The 15,202-nt window shown below is 71.0% G+C and carries 14 protein-coding genes; 6 read left to right on the forward strand and 8 right to left on the reverse strand.

The window, feature by feature from the left end:
• Positions 1–24 precede the first annotated feature (24 nt).
• The 4 genes from OO60_RS10800 to OO60_RS10815 are packed head-to-tail and all read left to right on the forward strand — an operon-like array spanning position 25 to position 3,104.
• Entirely contained in the window at positions 25–1,029 is a 1,005-nt protein-coding gene (locus OO60_RS10800) for a glycosyltransferase family 2 protein (protein WP_003102716.1), read from the forward strand.
• Entirely contained in the window at positions 1,026–1,460 is a 435-nt protein-coding gene (locus OO60_RS10805; RefSeq protein WP_003102718.1) for a GtrA family protein, read from the forward strand. Before OO60_RS10800 ends, OO60_RS10805 begins: the two co-directional genes overlap by 4 nt.
• Positions 1,453–2,718 carry a mannosyltransferase family protein gene (locus OO60_RS10810; protein ID WP_003102721.1) on the forward strand — a complete coding sequence of 422 codons (1,266 nt, stop codon included), beginning with the start codon at positions 1,453–1,455 and terminating at the stop codon, positions 2,716–2,718. The genes OO60_RS10805 and OO60_RS10810 overlap by 8 nt, the downstream gene beginning before the upstream one ends.
• Entirely contained in the window at positions 2,718–3,104 is a 387-nt protein-coding gene (locus tag OO60_RS10815) for a VOC family protein (protein ID WP_003102724.1), read from the forward strand. Before OO60_RS10810 ends, OO60_RS10815 begins: the two co-directional genes overlap by 1 nt.
• Positions 3,105–3,188: 84 nt before the next feature.
• Here the strand turns inward: OO60_RS10815 and prfA are convergent, their stop codons facing one another.
• The 8 genes from prfA to argS all read right to left on the reverse strand — a co-directional run bounded on the left by prfA (position 3,189) and on the right by argS (position 13,470).
• Positions 3,189–4,259 (reverse strand): peptide chain release factor 1, encoded by a 1,071-nt coding sequence (gene prfA / locus OO60_RS10820; RefSeq protein ID WP_003102728.1) that lies wholly within the window; start codon positions 4,257–4,259, stop codon positions 3,189–3,191.
• A 92-nt stretch (positions 4,260–4,351) separates the two neighbouring features.
• Positions 4,352–4,579, reverse strand: coding sequence for a 50S ribosomal protein L31 (gene rpmE, locus OO60_RS10825; RefSeq protein ID WP_003102730.1), 228 nt, complete (start codon positions 4,577–4,579; stop codon positions 4,352–4,354).
• A 182-nt stretch (positions 4,580–4,761) separates the two neighbouring features.
• The gene (gene rho, locus OO60_RS10830; protein WP_033261277.1) at positions 4,762–6,708 is read right to left on the reverse strand and encodes a transcription termination factor Rho; all 1,947 of its coding nucleotides are present in this window, start codon (positions 6,706–6,708) and stop codon (positions 4,762–4,764) included.
• Between the two features lie 410 nt (positions 6,709–7,118).
• Complete coding sequence (thrB, locus tag OO60_RS10835; RefSeq protein ID WP_033261278.1) at positions 7,119–8,006, reverse strand: homoserine kinase; 888 nt, start codon at positions 8,004–8,006, stop codon at positions 7,119–7,121.
• On the reverse strand, positions 8,003–9,064 hold the full coding sequence (gene thrC, locus OO60_RS10840) for a threonine synthase (protein ID WP_003085283.1): 1,062 nt from the start codon (positions 9,062–9,064) through the stop codon (positions 8,003–8,005). Before thrC ends, thrB begins: the two co-directional genes overlap by 4 nt.
• Complete coding sequence (locus OO60_RS10845; protein WP_003085282.1) at positions 9,061–10,374, reverse strand: homoserine dehydrogenase; 1,314 nt, start codon at positions 10,372–10,374, stop codon at positions 9,061–9,063. The genes thrC and OO60_RS10845 overlap by 4 nt, the downstream gene beginning before the upstream one ends.
• A 6-nt stretch (positions 10,375–10,380) precedes the next feature.
• Positions 10,381–11,811, reverse strand: coding sequence for a diaminopimelate decarboxylase (gene lysA / locus OO60_RS10850; RefSeq protein WP_003085280.1), 1,431 nt, complete (start codon positions 11,809–11,811; stop codon positions 10,381–10,383).
• Positions 11,812–11,814: 3 nt separating this feature from the next.
• A complete protein-coding gene (gene argS, locus OO60_RS10855; RefSeq protein WP_003085277.1) occupies positions 11,815–13,470 on the reverse strand; it encodes an arginine--tRNA ligase in 1,656 nt (551 codons plus the stop codon).
• A 196-nt stretch (positions 13,471–13,666) separates the two neighbouring features.
• On the opposite strand from argS, the gene OO60_RS10860 reads away from it, so the two are divergent.
• Complete coding sequence (locus OO60_RS10860) at positions 13,667–14,491, forward strand: thioredoxin-like domain-containing protein (RefSeq protein WP_003085273.1); 825 nt, start codon at positions 13,667–13,669, stop codon at positions 14,489–14,491.
• Positions 14,488–15,192 (forward strand): DUF305 domain-containing protein, encoded by a 705-nt coding sequence (locus tag OO60_RS10865; RefSeq protein WP_003085270.1) that lies wholly within the window; start codon positions 14,488–14,490, stop codon positions 15,190–15,192. Before OO60_RS10860 ends, OO60_RS10865 begins: the two co-directional genes overlap by 4 nt.
• The last annotated feature ends 10 nt before the right edge of the window (positions 15,193–15,202 follow it).

The raw sequence follows: 15,202 nt of genomic DNA on the forward strand, positions 1-15,202 counted from the left end.
ACCGAAACTCCGGGGAGTCCCGCAGTGCCGACCAAGCCGACCACCCGCCGGGTGGCGTTCGTCTTCCCGATCTACAACGAGGAAGCGAACATCGACCTGCTGCACAAGACCGTCGACGAGGTGACCGCGCCGCTGGCGGAGCGTTACGACTTCAGCTTCCTGTACGTCGACGACGGCAGCCGCGACGGCTCCCTGGCCAAGCTCACCGAGCTGGCGGAGCGCGACCAGCGGGTCACCGTCATCGAGCTCTCCCGCAACTTCGGCCACCAGATGGCCGTCACCGCGGGCCTCGACCTGGTCGACGCCGACGCCGTCATCATCATGGACAGCGACCTCCAGGACCCGCCCCGCGTCGCCCTGGAACTGCTCGAAAAGTGGGAAGAGGGCTACGACGTCGTCTACGCCCAGCGCCGGTCGCGGCAGGATTCCGCGTTCAAGAAGCTCACCGCCGGCGCGTTCTACTGGTCGCTCCGGAAAATGGCCGCGGTCGACATCCCCAAGAACACCGGCGACTTCCGCCTGATCGACCGCAAGGTCGTCGACGAACTGCGCAAGTACCGCGAACGCGACCGGTTCCTCCGCGGTCTCGTCAGCTATATCGGCTTCAAGCAGACCGCCGTCCTGTTCGACCGCGACAAGCGCCACGCCGGCGTCACGGGCTATCCGCTGCGCAAAATGCTCCGCTTCGCCGCCGACGGCATCCTCGGGTTCTCCACCACGCCGCTGCGGATGATCACGCGGATGGGCTACCTGATCTCCCTGCTGAGCTTCCTCGGCGTCCTCTACGTCGTCGGCGTGAAGCTCTTCGCTCCCGAAACCGCCGTCCCCGGCTGGGCGTTCATCACCATCGCCATGTTCTTCCTCGGCGGCATCCAGATCATCATGCTCGGCGTCCTGGGAAGTTACATCGGCAGAACTTATTCCCAGGTGCAGAACCGGCCGCTCTACGGCGTCGCGTCGGTACGGACCCGTCCCGGCGACCCGGTCGCCGTCCCCGAGAACGCCGACGCGGGAAGAGGTACCCGGTGAAGCTGATCACGGCGACCCAGCTGCGCTTCGGGCTGGTGGGCGTGGCGAACACGCTCGTCGACGCCCTCGGCTACGCGCTGCTGGTGACGGTGGGCGTCCCGCTGTTCGCGGCGAACTTCGCCTCGACGACCACGGGCATGCTGCTCAGCTTCACCCTGAACCGCAATTTCACGTTCCGCGCGAAGGACGGCGACGTCCGGCGCCAGGCGCTGCTGTTCTTCGCCGTCACCGCGTTCGGGCTCTGGGTCGTGCAGGCGCTGATCATCCTCGCCGTCACGAAGGCGTTCCCCGGCGTGCACGTGCTGATCCCGAAGTTCGCCGGCATCGCGGTGGGCCTGGTCTGGAACTACCTGCTCTACCACAAGGTCGTCTTCCGGCAGCGGCCCGCGACGGCCGCCGGCACGCCGGTCCCGGAGGTTTCCCATGACTAGCACGGCCGTCCCGTCCCGGGTCGCCGGCCAGGCCGAGCCGGAGCGCACGGAAGCCGAGAGATCGAGCCGGTGGGCGTGGCTGAACGGCGACTACGCCCGCGTCTTCGCCGTGGTGCTGGCCTGGAACGTGGTGCTGATCGCCGTCGCGTACCTGTTCGGGCCGTCCAGCCCGGCCAGCGAAGGCGTCCCGAAGACCGGCATCGGCTCGACGGCGAGCCTGCTGGCGCACACCTACCGCTGGGACGCCGGCAACTACGGCGAGATCGCCGTGCACGCCTACACCGGCAGCTACGCCCCGACGCGCGCGTTCTACCCGGTGTTCCCGATCCTGGTCTGGCTGGTGCACACGGTCAGCTTCGGCACGATCGGCCTGCTCCTCGCCGGGTTCCTCGTCAACCTGGTGGCGACCTGGCTGGCCGCGGTCGCGCTGCTGAAGATCGGCCGCCACTTCTTCGACGGCGAGCGGGCCCCGTGGCTGGTCGTCGCGGCGTTCCTCACCGCGCCCGCCGCGTTCTTCCTGCACGCGTTCTACAGCGAAGCGGTGTTCTGCGCGCTGGGCTTCTGGGCCTACCTGTTCGCGCTGCGCCGCCAGTGGCTCTGGATGGGCTTGACGCTCATCCCGCTGACGGCCTCCCGCATCACCGCGGCGGTGTTCGTCGGCCTGTGCTTCCTGGAGTTCTGGCGCTCGAAGGACTGGAAACTGCGCGGCCTGCTGTCCTGGAACCTGCTGTGGTTCCCGGCGGCGTTCCTCGGCCTCGGCGGCGTGCTGCTCTACATGAAGCTCCAGACCGGCGACGCGTTCGCCAGCTTCAACGCGCTGAAGGGCGTGAAGAGCTGGTCGTACCACAAGTTCAACCCGAACATCCTCGAAACGCTCTGGGGCGAAGCCAAGCTCACCGCCCACGCGCTGCTCGGGGACGTCCCGATGGACTCGTGGACGCTGATGAGCCACGTGCTGCCGATGATCGGCCTGGCGCTGCTGTTCGCGTCCTCGGTGTACGTCCTGGTGGCCCTGCGCGCGAAGGGCATCCCGCTGGCGCTGTTCGGCTTCGCGTCGATCGTGATGCTGACGATGAACAGCAACGTCGTGTCGGTGCACCGCTACCTGCTGCCGTGCCTGGTGATGTACGTGGCCCTGGTGCTGTTCGGCGAGCGCCGCCCCCGGCTGCGCGGCGCGGTGCACATCGTGCTCTACGCCAACGCGCTGGTCTGCGGGACGATCTACATCCGCTTCATCACCGGCTTCTGGGCCGGCTGATGCGCATCGTGCACCAGGTCGTCACGTTCGACGCGGCCGACCTCGCGGCCGAGAGCCGCTTCTGGGCGGGCGTCCTGGGCGGCGAGGTCGACGACGACGGCGACTGGCACATGGTGCTGGTGGACGGCGCGCCGCGGATCGGCGTGCAGCTCGCGCCGGACCACGTGCCGCCGACGTGGCCGGACGGCCCGACCAGGCAGCAGATCCACCTCGACCTGTGGGTCGAGGACTTCGCCGAAGCCCACGAGCAGGTCATGGCCCTCGGCGCGACCGTTCTGCAGCCGGCGGCGGGCACCACGACCGGGGACGACTTCCAGGTGTACGCCGACCCGGCCGGGCATCCCTTCTGCCTGTGCTGGCTGGTCGCCCGGCAGCCGGGGGCCTGAACGGCCCGGCGGAGCGTGCTCGACCTGCTGGGCGCCGTTCGCCTTCCTGCGGGTCCTCCACGAGCCGGCCGGTTCTCGCTGGGCTCAGCCGGCCTGAGCCGCCAGGCGCTCTTCGCGGTCCGCCGTCGCCAAGGCGTCCAGGACGCCGTCCAGGTCGCCGTCCAGGACCTGGTCCAGGTTGTACGCCTTGTAGTTCACCCGGTGGTCCGAGATCCGGTTCTCCGGGAAGTTGTACGTCCGCACCCGCTCCGAGCGGTCCACCGTGCGGACCTGCGACCGGCGGGCGTCGGATGCCTTGGCCGCCGCCTCCTCCTCCGCGATCGCCTGGAGGCGGGCCTGCAGCACCTGCAGCGCCCGCGCACGGTTCTGGATCTGGGACTTCTCGTTCTGGCAGGACACCACGATGCCGGTCGGCAGGTGGGTGATCCGGACCGCCGAGTCGGTCGTGTTGACGCTCTGGCCGCCGGGGCCCGAGGAGCGGAACACGTCGATGCGCAGGTCGTTCGGGTCGATCTCGACCTCGACCTCCTCCGGCTCCGGATAGATGAGCACGCCGGACGCCGACGTGTGGATGCGGCCCTGGGACTCCGTCGCCGGGACGCGCTGGACGCGGTGGACGCCGCCCTCGAACTTGAGCCGGGACCAGACGCCGTCGACGTCGGCCGCCTTCGTCTTGATCGAGAGCGTGACGTCCTTGAAGCCGCCCAGGTCGGAGTCGACCGAGTCGAGGACCTCCGCCTTCCAGCCGTGGCGCTCGGCGTAGCGCAGGTACATCCGCAGCAGGTCGCCGGCGAACAGGGCCGACTCCTCGCCGCCCTCGCCGGACTTGATCTCCATCACGACGTCGGAGCCGTCGTACGGGTCACGCGGCAGCAGCAGCTCGGTGAGCTTCGCCTCCAGCTCCGGGATCCGCGCGGCCAGCTCCTCGGCCTCCGCGGCGAAGTCGGCGTCCTCCGCGGCCATCTCCCGGGCGGCCGCGAGGTCGTCGCGGGCGGTGTCCAGCTCGCGGACGGCCCGCACCACCGGCGTCAGCTCGGCGTAGCGGCGGCCGAGCTTGCGGGCGCGCGCCTGGTCGGCGTGCACCGCCGGGTCCGCGAGCTGCTGCTCCAGCTCCGCGTGCTCGGCGAGCAGCCCCTTGAGCGAGCTCGAATCCACCTCTGCCACCTCTCAGCCCGGGAAACAGGACACCGTGTCCACACAAAACGACGACGCCCACTCGCGCGGGCGAGTGGGCGTCGTCGGGAAAGCTACTTGGCGTCGGCCTTCTTCTGGCGCTTGCCGTAGCGAGCCTCGAAGCGCGCGACCCGGCCACCGGTGTCCATGATCTTCTGCTTGCCCGTGTAGAACGGGTGGCAGTTCGAGCAGATCTCGACGTGGATGTTGCCGCTGGTCTTGGTGCTGCGCGTGGTGAAGCTGTTGCCGCAGTCGCAGTTCACGTTCGTGACCACGTACTCGGGGTGAATACCGCTCTTCATGGTGTCCTCTCTCGTTGGCTCCGGGTCCCCAGTCGTTCCCACGGGGTGAACCGGCGCCGGACTTCAGCGGGTAATTCTGCCAGACGGGCAGACGTGTACTGGAACGCACCCCGCTGACCAGCTATTCCCACCGCGAAGGGGGCCTCCCCGGCGCACCGGGAAGGCCCCCTTCGAGACGGGACTCAGTCGTCTTCGCCGCCGCCGAGGGCGGTCTTCGAGACCTGCATCAGGAACTCGACGTTGGTCTTCGTCTTGCGCAGGCGCGAGATCAGCAGGTCGATGGCCTGCTGCGAGTCGAGCGCGTGCAGCACCCGGCTCAGCTTCACCGTGACCGCGAGCTCGTCCGGCGAGAGCAGCAGCTCGTCCTTGCGGGTACCGGACGGGTTGACGTCGACCGCCGGGAACACCCGGCGCTCGGCGATCTTCCGGTCGAGCTTGAGCTCGGCGTTGCCGGTGCCCTTGAACTCCTCGAAGATGACCGTGTCCATCGTCGAGCCGGTCTCGACCATCGCCGTGGCGAAGATGGTCAGCGAGCCGCCGTTCTCGATGTTGCGGGCCGCGCCGAGGAAGCGCTTGGGCGGGTACAGCGCGGTCGAGTCGACACCACCGGAGAGGATCCGGCCGGACGCCGGGGCCGCCAGGTTGTACGCACGGCCCAGGCGGGTGATCGAGTCGAGCAGCACGACGACGTCGTGGCCCATCTCGACCAGGCGCTTGGCCCGCTCGATCGACAACTCCGCGACCGACGTGTGGTCGGACGGCGGCCGGTCGAAGGTCGAGGCGATGACCTCGCCCTTCACCGAGCGCTGCATGTCGGTGACCTCTTCCGGACGCTCGTCGACCAGGACGACCATCAGGTGGCACTCGGGGTTGTTCGTGGAGATCGCGTTGGCGATGTCCTGCATGATCGTGGTCTTACCGGCCTTCGGCGGCGACACGATCAGGGCGCGCTGCCCCTTGCCGACCGGCATGATCAGGTCGATCACGCGGGTGGTGAGCTTGTGCGACTCGGTCTCGAGGCGCAGCCGCTCGTTCGGGTACAGCGGGGTCAGCTTGGTGAAGTCGGGACGCCGCTTGGCCTCGTCCGGCTCCAGGCCGTTGATCGAGTCGACGCGCACCAGCGGGTTGAACTTCTGCCGCTGCTGCTCGCCCTCGCGCGGCTGGCGCACGACACCGGTGATGGCGTCACCGCGGCGCAGGCCGTACTTGCGGACCAGCGACAGCGAGACGTAGACGTCGTTCGGGCCGGCGAGGTAGCCGGAGGTGCGGACGAACGCGTAGTTGTCCAGCACGTCCAGGATGCCCGCGACGGGCAGCAGGACGTCGTCCTCGCGGATCTCGGTGTCCGGCGAACCGCCGTCGCGCTGGCCGCCACCGCTGCCCCGGCGACGGCGGTCGCGGAAGCGACGGCCGCGACGGCCGCCTTCCTCGTCGTCGTCCGGCTGCTGGTTGCGGTTGTCCTGGCCGCCGCGGTTGCCGTCCTGCTGGTTGTTCCGCTGGCGGTTGTCGCCGCGGTTGCCGTCCTGGCGGTTGTCACCCCGGTTGTCACCGCGGTTGCCGCCCTGGCGCTGCTGGTCGCGGTTGCCGCCGCCCTGGCCCTGCTGACGGTCGCCGCCCTGCTGGCGGTCGCCGCCCTGCTGGCCGTCGGGGGCCCCGGCGGCGCGGTTGGCACCGCGGCGACGCCGGCTGCGGCCGCCCTCCTCGGGCTGGCCGTCCTGGCCCTGGGGGCCGTCCTGCCGGTCCTGCTGCGGGCGCTCGGCCGCCGGCTGGGTGTCCGCGGGCGCGGAGGCGGGCGCCTCGGCCTTCGGCTCCGGCTTGGTCTCGGCCGCGGGGGCTTCCGCCTTCGCCTCGGCCTTGGGAGCCTTCGGCGGCTCGCCGACGCCCTCCAGCGGCAGCGTCTCGGCCGCCGCACGCGGCTTGCGGGACTTGCCCTGGCGCTCGCGGATCGCGGCGATCAGGTCGCCCTTGCGCATGCCCGTCGTCTCGCCGACGCCGAGCTCCCCAGCGAGCGAACGCAGCTCGGCGACGGTCTTACCGGTCAGCCCGCCGACCGTCCGCTTGGGAGCGGGGGCGGTGCCGTTCGTCTCGGCCGTGCCGCTCACGTCGCTCAAAAGATCGGTGTTGCTCACACATGTCCTTCCTGACCGATCCACGCCTCCAGGTGGATCAGCGGACTGCCGCTCGCTTCTGATCGCGAACCGGCGTAGTTGCCCCCCGATACGCGAGATGAGCTCTTCGGCCGTGCGGAACACAGCTGGAGCGCCTCCACCACAGGGGTTTGCGTCCTCCAAACGGAGGACACGGAATTCGGCACCGCCGAAACCGGAAACCCGCCCAAGTCGTTCCGCGTTACCCCGCTTGCCAGGCGGTGCGGATTCGGCGGATCGACGAAGGATGCGGATCCGGGGATTCCCCGGGACCGGCATCGGGTGCGGAAACGCACGGTGATCGAACGCCCCCGAGGGTAGACCGCGGCGGTGCCGGGTGCAACAACCACCCCCCGCGTGGCGGGCGTGGCGGCAGGCACGTGACCCAGCCTTTACTGAGCCGCAACCTGCACACCGGCGAGATCCACGGGCAGCTCGAAGACGTCGAAACCCGTAACGCCGACCTCGGGCGGAAGTATTCCCGTCGTGGTCAGCGCCAGCACCGTCGGGCCGGCCCCGGAGACGGCGGCGGCCACGCCGTGTGCACGGAGCGTCGCCACCAGCTCCGTGCTCGCCGGGTACGCGGGGGCGCGGTAGTGCTGGTGCAGCCGGTCCTCGGTGGCCGGGAGCAGCAGCTCCGGCTTCGCTGTCAGCGCGTGGACGGCGAGGGCCGCCCGGCCGGCGCTGTGCGCGGCGTCCGCGTGCGGCACCGTCGCCGGCAGCAGGCCGCGGGTGGTCGCGGTGGCCGAGCGCACCGAGGGCACGGCCACGACGGGCCGGATCGACGCGTGCGGCGTGAGCCGTTCGGCGTGGAACTCCCCGCCGTCGCACCAGGCCAGGACCAGGCCGCCGAAGAGGCTGGCGGCGGCGTTGTCGGCGTGGCCCTCGAAGCCGGCCGCGAGCTGCAGCGCGTCGAAGGCGTCGAGCTCCCGGCCCGCCAGTGCGTACCCGGCGGCCACGCCGGACACCACGGCGGCCGCGGACGAGCCGAGGCCGCGGGCGTGCGGGATCGCGTTGGCGCAGCGCAGGTGCAGGCCGGGCGCCTCGACCCCGAGGTGCGCGCAGGTCCGCCGGATCGCCCGCACGACCAGGTGGGTCTCGTCGGTGGGGACGTCCTCGACCCCGCCCGCGCCGGCGTCGATGACCTCGACCTTGAGCCCGGTGTCGGTGACCCGCACCTCGACGACGTCGTGGAGGCTCAGCGCCAGGCCGAAGGCGTCGAAGCCGGGCCCGAGGTTCGCCGTCGACGCCGGGACGGTGATCCGGAACCCGGTGCTCACCGCAGGTCCAGCGCCGCCGCGACGGCCGAGGGGTCGACGGCGAGGGGTTCCACCTCGACGTTGCCCGCCAGGGCCGTCTGCGGGTCCTTGAGGCCGTGCCCGGTCACCGTGCAGACCACGCGGGACCCGCGCGGGAGCCGTCCGTCGGCGGCCGTCGCGAGCAGGCCCGCCACGCTGGTCGCCGACGCCGGCTCGACGAACACGCCCTCGCGCGCGGCCAGCAGCCGGTACGCCTCGAGGATCTTCTCGTCCGTGACGGCGTCGAACAGCCCGTCGGACTCGTCCTTCGCCTTCACCGCGGCGGTCCACGACGCCGGGCTGCCGATCCGGATCGCCGTGGCGATCGTGTCCGGGTCGGCCACCGGCTCGCCCAGCACGAGCGGCGCCGCGCCGGCGGCCTGGAAGCCGAACATCCGCGGGGTGTTCTTCACCACACCGTCGGCGGCGTACTCCGAATAGCCCGCCCAGTAGGCGGTGATGTTGCCGGCGTTGCCGACCGGCAGGCAGTGGATGTCCGGCGCCTCGCCGAGGACGTCGCAGATCTCGAAGGCCGCGGTCTTCTGGCCGGCGATGCGGACCGGGTTGACCGAGTTGACCAGCGTGACCGGGTAGTCGGCGGCGGTCTTGCGGGCCAGCTCCAGGCAGTCGTCGAAGTTGCCGTCGACCTGCAGGATCCGGGCGCCGTGCAGCACGGCCTGGGCGAGCTTGCCCATGGCGATCTTGCCTTGGGGCACCAGCACCGCGCAGGTGAGGCCGGCCCGGGCGGCGTAGGCGGCGGCCGAGGCGGAGGTGTTGCCGGTCGACGCGCAGATCACCGCCTTGAGGCCGCTGGCGAGCGCGTGCGTGATGGCCACGGTCATCCCGCGGTCCTTGAACGAGCCGGTCGGGTTCGCGCCCTCGACCTTGAGGTGCACGTCGCAGCCGGTCAGTTCCGACAGGTGCCGCGCAGGCAGCAGCGGCGTGTTGCCCTCGCCGAGCGTGACGACCTGCGCGCCGTCCGGGACCGGCACGCGGTCGGAGTACGCCTCGATGAGCCCGGGCCAGGGGTGCCTGATCACTGGTCTTCGCCTTCCACCCGCATCACGCTGACAACTTCGTGGACGACGTCGAGCCGGCCGATCTGGTCCACAGTGGACTGCAACGCCGCGTCGGGCGCCTGGTGCGTCACCACGACCAGGCTCGCCCGGTCGCCGACGTCGCTCTGGCGCACCGCCGCGATGCTGACACCGTGGTCGGCGAACGCCTGCGCCACCTGGGCGAGCACGCCGGCGCGGTCGGCCACGGACAGGCTGACGTGGTACCGGGTCGGCGTCTGGCCCATCGGCCGCACCGGCAGGGCGGCGTGCGCGGATTCGCGCGGGCCGCGGCCGCCGGCGACCCGGTTGCGGGCCACCGCGACGAGGTCGCCGAGCACCGCGCTCGCCGTGGGCGCGCCGCCCGCGCCCTGGCCGTAGAACATCAGCTCGCCCGCCGCGTCGGCCTCGACGTAGACGGCGTTGAACGCGCCGCCGACACCGGCCAGCTGGTGGCTGCGCGGGATCATCACCGGGTGCACCCGGGCGGACACCGACTCGACGCCGTCGTCGTCGGTGACCCGCTCGCAGATGGCCAGCAGCTTCACCGTGCGGCCGAGCATCCGCGCCGCAGCAAGATCTGCGGCCGTGACGTCGGCGATGCCCTCACGGTGCACGTCCGACGCCGTCACGCGGGTGTGGAAGGCGAGGGAAGCGAGGATCGCGGCCTTCGACGCGGCGTCGTAACCGTCGACGTCGGCGGTCGGGTCGGCCTCGGCGTACCCCAGGCGGCTGGCCTCGTCGAGCGTCTCGGCGTAGCCGGCGCCGGTGGAGTCCATCGCCGACAGGATGTAGTTCGTGGTGCCGTTGACGATGCCCATCACCCGCGTGATGCGGTCGCCGGCGAGGGATTCGCGCAGCGGGCGCAGCAGCGGGATGGCGCCCGCCACCGCGGCTTCGAAGTACAGGTCGGCGCCCGCGGCATCGGCGGCTTCGAACAGGTCCGCGGAGTGCTCGGCCAGCAGCGCCTTGTTCGCCGTGACGACCGACTTCCCGGCCTTCAGCGCGGCGAGCAGCCAGCCGCGCACCGGCTCGATGCCGCCGACCAGCTCGACGACGACGTCGACGTCGTCGCTGGTCACCAGCTTCTCGGCGTCCGCGGTCAGCAGCTCCGGCGGCAGCTCGGGGTGCTTGTCCGGGCGGCGGACGGCGATGCCGGCCAGCTCGACCGGCGCGCCCGCGCGGGCGGCCAGCTCCCCCGCCTGCTCGGTGAGCAGCCGGGCGACCTCGCCGCCGACGGTTCCGCAGCCGAGCAGCGCGACCCTGATGGCCGGGCGTTCCTCTGGGGCAGACACTGGTGCTCAGACCTCCAGGCGCAGCATGTCGTCGGTCGTTTCCCGCCGCAGCAGCAGCCGCGAGCTGCCGTTGCGCACGGCGACCACGGCCGGGCGGGGCATCCGGTTGTACGTGCTCGCCATCGAATAGCAGTACGCGCCGGTCGCCGCGACCGCCAGCAGGTCGCCGGGAGCCAGCGTGTCGGGCAGCCAGCAGTCTCGTACGACGATGTCGCCGGACTCACAGTGTTTTCCCACGACCCGGGACAGCACGGCCTTGACCGGCTGCCCGTCGTCGCCCGCGGAGCGGGAAACGACCCGGACGTCGTACACGGCGTCGTAGAGCGCGGTCCGGATGTTGTCGCTCATCCCGCCGTCGACGCTGACGTACCGGCGCGCGGACTCGTCGCCGAGCGAGACATCCTTGATGGTGCCGACCTCGTAGAGCGTGATCGTGCCGGGACCGGCGATCGCGCGGCCCGGCTCGCCGGCGATCCGCGGCACCGGCAGGCCCGCGTACGCGCACTCCTTGCGGACGATCTCGCGGATCTGCGTGATCATCTGCGCCGGCGGCGGCGGGTTGTCCTTCTCGGTGTAGGCGATGCCGAAGCCGCCGCCGAGGTCGACCAGGCTCAGCTGGTCGAGCAGCTCGGGGCCGTGCTCCTTGGCCAGGTCGGCGAGCAGCCCGACGACGCGGCGGGCGGCGACCTCGAAGCCGTCGGCGTCGAAGATCTGCGAGCCGATGTGGCTGTGCAGGCCGACGAGCTTGAGCGAGCGCGCGTTGAGCACCCGGCGCACGGCCTCGGCGGCGTCACCGCTCGCGAGGGAGAAGCCGAACTTCTGGTCCTCGTGCGCGGTGGCGATGAACTCGTGGGTGTGCGCCTCGACGCCGACCGTGACCCGGATCAGCACCGGCTGCACGACGTCGTGGCGGGCCGCGATGTCGGCCAGCCGAGCGATCTCGAAGTAGCTGTCGAGCACGACCGTGCCGACCCCGGCGACGACCGCGGCTTCCAGCTCCGCGGGCGACTTGTTGTTGCCGTGGAAGGTGATCCGCTCGGCCGGGAAGGCCGCGCGCTGGGCCACGGCGAGCTCGCCGCCGCTGCAGACGTCCAGGCTCAGCCCCTGCTCGGCCACCCAGCGGGCGATCTCGATGGAGAGAAACGCCTTGGACGCGTAGTGCACGAGCGACGGGTCGTCGAACGCCTCGGCGTAGTCGGCGCAGCGCGACTTGAAGTCGGCTTCGTCGACGACGAACAGCGGCGTGCCGTGCTGCTCGGCCAGCTCGCGGACGTCGACGCCGGCGATCCGGACGACGCCGTCGGCGGCGCGGAAGGTGTTGCGGGGCCACACCTTCGCGGGCAGCTTGTCGAGCTCTTCGACCCCGGACGGCTGCAGCCCGGAGGTGTCGGCGTGGGGGTAGACGTCGGCGTGCCTGGGGCCCGCGGGGTGCGCCATTTCTTACATCCGTTCCGGAGCGGAGACACCGAGGAGGGCGAGGCCGTTCGCCAGGACCTGGCGGGCGGCTTCGCACAGCGCGAGCCGGGCGTACGTGAGAGGGGTCGCCTCTTCGTCGCCCATGGGCAGCACGCGGCCCACGGTGTAGAACTTGTGGTAGGCGCCCGCGAGTTCTTCGAGGTAGCGCGCGATCCGGTGCGGCTCCCGCATTTCGGCGGCGCGGCGCACGGTTTCCGGGAATTCGCCGATGGTGCGGATCAGGTCGCCCTCGGCGGGCAGCGTGAGCAGTCCGAAGTCGACGTCCGAAGAGGACTTCAGGCCGAGATCGGCGGCGTTGCGCTGCAAGGAAGCCAGCCGCGCGTGCGCGTACTGGACGTAGTAGACGGGGTTGTCGTTGGAGTGCTTGCGCAGCAGGTCCAGGTCGACGTCCAAAGTGGAGTCCACCGAGTACCGGATCAGCTCGTAGCGGGCCGGGTCGACGCCGACGGCCTCGACCAGGTCCTCCATGGTGATCACGGTGCCGGCGCGCTTGGACATCCGGACCGGCTTGCCGTCGCTGACCAGGTTGACCATCTGGCCGATCAGCACCTCGACCGTGCCCGGGTCGTCGCCGAACGCCGCGGCCGCCGCCTTGAGCCGGGCGATGTAGCCGTGGTGGTCCGCGCCGAGCATGTAGATGCACAGGTCGAAGCCGCGGTTGCGCTTGTCCTTGAAGTAGGCCAGGTCGCCGGCGATGTAGGCCGGGTTGCCGTCCTGCTTGATGACGACGCGGTCCTTGTCGTCGCCGTACTCCTTGGACTTCAGCCACCAGGCGCCGTCTTCGAAGTAGAGGTTCCCGGAGTCCTTCAGCTCCTGCACGGCGGCGTCGACCGCGCCCGACTCGTGCAGCGAGTTCTCGTGGAAGTAGACGTCGAAGTCGGTGCCGAACTCGTGCAGGCTCTGCTTGATCTCGCCGAACATCAGCTCGATGCCGATCCGGCGGAACGTCTCGTGCCGCTCGGCCTCCGGCAGCGAGAGCGCGCTCGGCTCCTGCTTGAGGACGTTGGCGGCGATGTCGTTGATGTAGCCGCCCGCGTAGCCGTCCTCCGGCGCGGGCTCGCCCTTCGCGGCGGCGATCAGCGACCGGACGAACCGGTCGATCTGGGCGCCGGCGTCGTTGAAGTAGTACTCGCGGGTGACATCGGCGCCCTGCGCGGCCAGCACGCGGCCCAGCGCGTCGCCGACCGCGGCCCAGCGGGTGCCGCCCAGGTGGATCGGGCCGGTCGGGTTCGCCGAGACGAACTCGAGGTTGATCCGGGTGCCGGCCAGCGCGTCACCGCGGCCGTACGCGGCGCCGGCGTCGAGCACCTGGCGCACGATGTCGCCCTGCGCGGCGGCGGCGAGCCGGAAGTTGAGGAAGCCGGGGCCGGCGACCTCGGCCGAGGCGACGCCGTCGTCCGCCGAGACGGCCTCGGCGAGCGCTTCGGCGAACTCGCGCGGCTTCAGCCCGGCCTTCTTGGCCACCTGCAGCGCCAGGTTCGTCGCGTAGTCGCCGTGGTCGGGGTTGCGCGGGCGTTCGATGGTCACCTGCTCCGGCAGCACGGTGTCGTCGATGCCGCGTGCGGTCAGTACCTGCACGGCGGAGCTGCGGACCAGGTCGGCGAGAGCGGCGGGAGTCACTTGCCGAATTCTAGGTGTGCCCTGGTCCGGCGCTTGCATCGGTCTCGGTCACGTCACGACGGGCATCCACGTGAGGTGTTAACGGTGATCAGACGGCGGGTCTCTACACTGGCCCCGGCGGGAATCCGTCCGCAGCCACCAGAGGGAGAACGCGGGAGCCATGGCGAACGGGACAACTCGGAAAAAGGGGTCGGCGGTGAAGGCGGCCCGCGGTTCCGTGGTGAGCAAGAAGGGGACGCCGTGGGGGACGATCGTCGCCGTCGTCGCCGTCGTGGCGCTGGCCGCTTCGGTGATCATCTACTACATGGTCCAGTCCGCGCCGAAGCGTGAGCAGGAAGACCGCGAGGCCGCCGCCGCGTCCTTCGCGCCGACCACGTCGGACCCCGACCCCTCGAAGCGCATCCCCGGCGTCGTGACCGCGACCTACACCGGCAGCGTCCACGTGCTCCCGACCGAGCGCGTCGCCTACGACAAGACGCCGCCGTTCGGCGGCCCGCACGACGGCTACTGGGCGGCGTGCACCGGCGTCGTCTACCCGAACGCGGTGCGCACCGAGAACATGGTGCACGCGCTCGAGCACGGCGCCGTGTGGATCGCCTACAACCCGCAGCAGGTCACCGGCGACGCGCTGAACCTGCTCAGCGTCCGCGTCAAGGGCAAGCCGTTCACGATGATGTCGCCCTACCCGGGCCTCGACAAGCCGATCTCGCTGCAGTCGTGGGGCCACCAGCTGAAGCTGGACGACGCCAACGACGCCCGGATCGACGAGTTCATCGCGGCCCTGCGCACCAACCCGAACGGGGTCTACCCCGAGGTCGGCGCGTCCTGTGACGCCCTCGGCCCCGGCCAGTTCGACCCGGACAACCCGCCGGCGTTCGACCCGTCGAAGCCCGGCCCCGACGCCAAGCCGATGGACTACAAGGGCACCGCGGGCGCGCAGCAGGAGCAGGGCGGCATGAACCAGCCCTCGGGCGCGCCTTCGACCGGTGCCCCGGCGCCCTCGGCGACGCCGACCAAGTGACGTCCGAAGAGCCCGTCGAGCAGCCCATCTGGTCACGGTGGGTGATCATCGGCGGGACCCTGCTCGCGGTCCTGCTGATCGGCGCGACGGCGGGCATGTTCCTCACCCGCGCCGTCGACGACAGCCCGGCGGCCACCCCGGCCGCCGGGTCCGTCGAGGTCGGCTTCGCGCAGGACATGTCGACGCACCACCTCCAGGCCGTGACGATGGCCGGCTGGGCCCGTGACCACTCGACGGACCCGGAGATCCGCCAGCTGGCGTTCGACATCGAGCGCACGCAGCTGGAGCAGGTCGGCCGCATGAAGGGCTGGCTCATGCTGTGGGACCAGCCCGAGCAGGCGATCGGCGCCCCGATGCAATGGATGACCGAGCCGATGGCCGGCCACGGTGACATGCCGGGGATGTCGATGGCCCCGGTCTCGGTCAACCCCGCGGGCAGCGCGCTGATGCCGGGCATGGCCACCGACGCGCAGCTGGCCAAGCTGCGTTCGCTGTCGGGCAAGGAGCTGGACGTGTTCTTCCTCCAGCTGATGCTCCGCCACCACCAGGGCGGCACGGCGATGGCCCAGTACGCGGCGTCGCACTCTTCCCTGCCGGCACTGAAGGCGCTGGTGACCAGCATCATGACGTCGCAGGGTGCGGAGATGGACCAGATGAAGCTGATGCTCTCGAGCCGGGGCGCCCAGCCGCTGCCCGCCTAGCGGGTCCCGG

The sequence above is a fragment of the Amycolatopsis vancoresmycina genome (assembly GCF_000716785.1).
GTDB classification, from domain to species: domain Bacteria; phylum Actinomycetota; class Actinomycetes; order Mycobacteriales; family Pseudonocardiaceae; genus Amycolatopsis; species Amycolatopsis vancoresmycina.

Excerpts from the sequence above, each read along its gene's own strand:
- OO60_RS10810 (WP_003102721.1), top strand. The coding sequence starts at position 1,453 with ATGACTAGCACGGCCGTCCCGTCCCGGGTCGCCGGCCAGGCCGAGCCG.
- OO60_RS10815 (WP_003102724.1), top strand. The coding sequence starts at position 2,718 with ATGCGCATCGTGCACCAGGTCGTCACGTTCGACGCGGCCGACCTCGCG.
- rpmE (WP_003102730.1), bottom strand. The coding sequence starts at position 4,579 with ATGAAGAGCGGTATTCACCCCGAGTACGTGGTCACGAACGTGAACTGC.
- lysA (WP_003085280.1), bottom strand. The coding sequence starts at position 11,811 with ATGGCGCACCCCGCGGGCCCCAGGCACGCCGACGTCTACCCCCACGCC.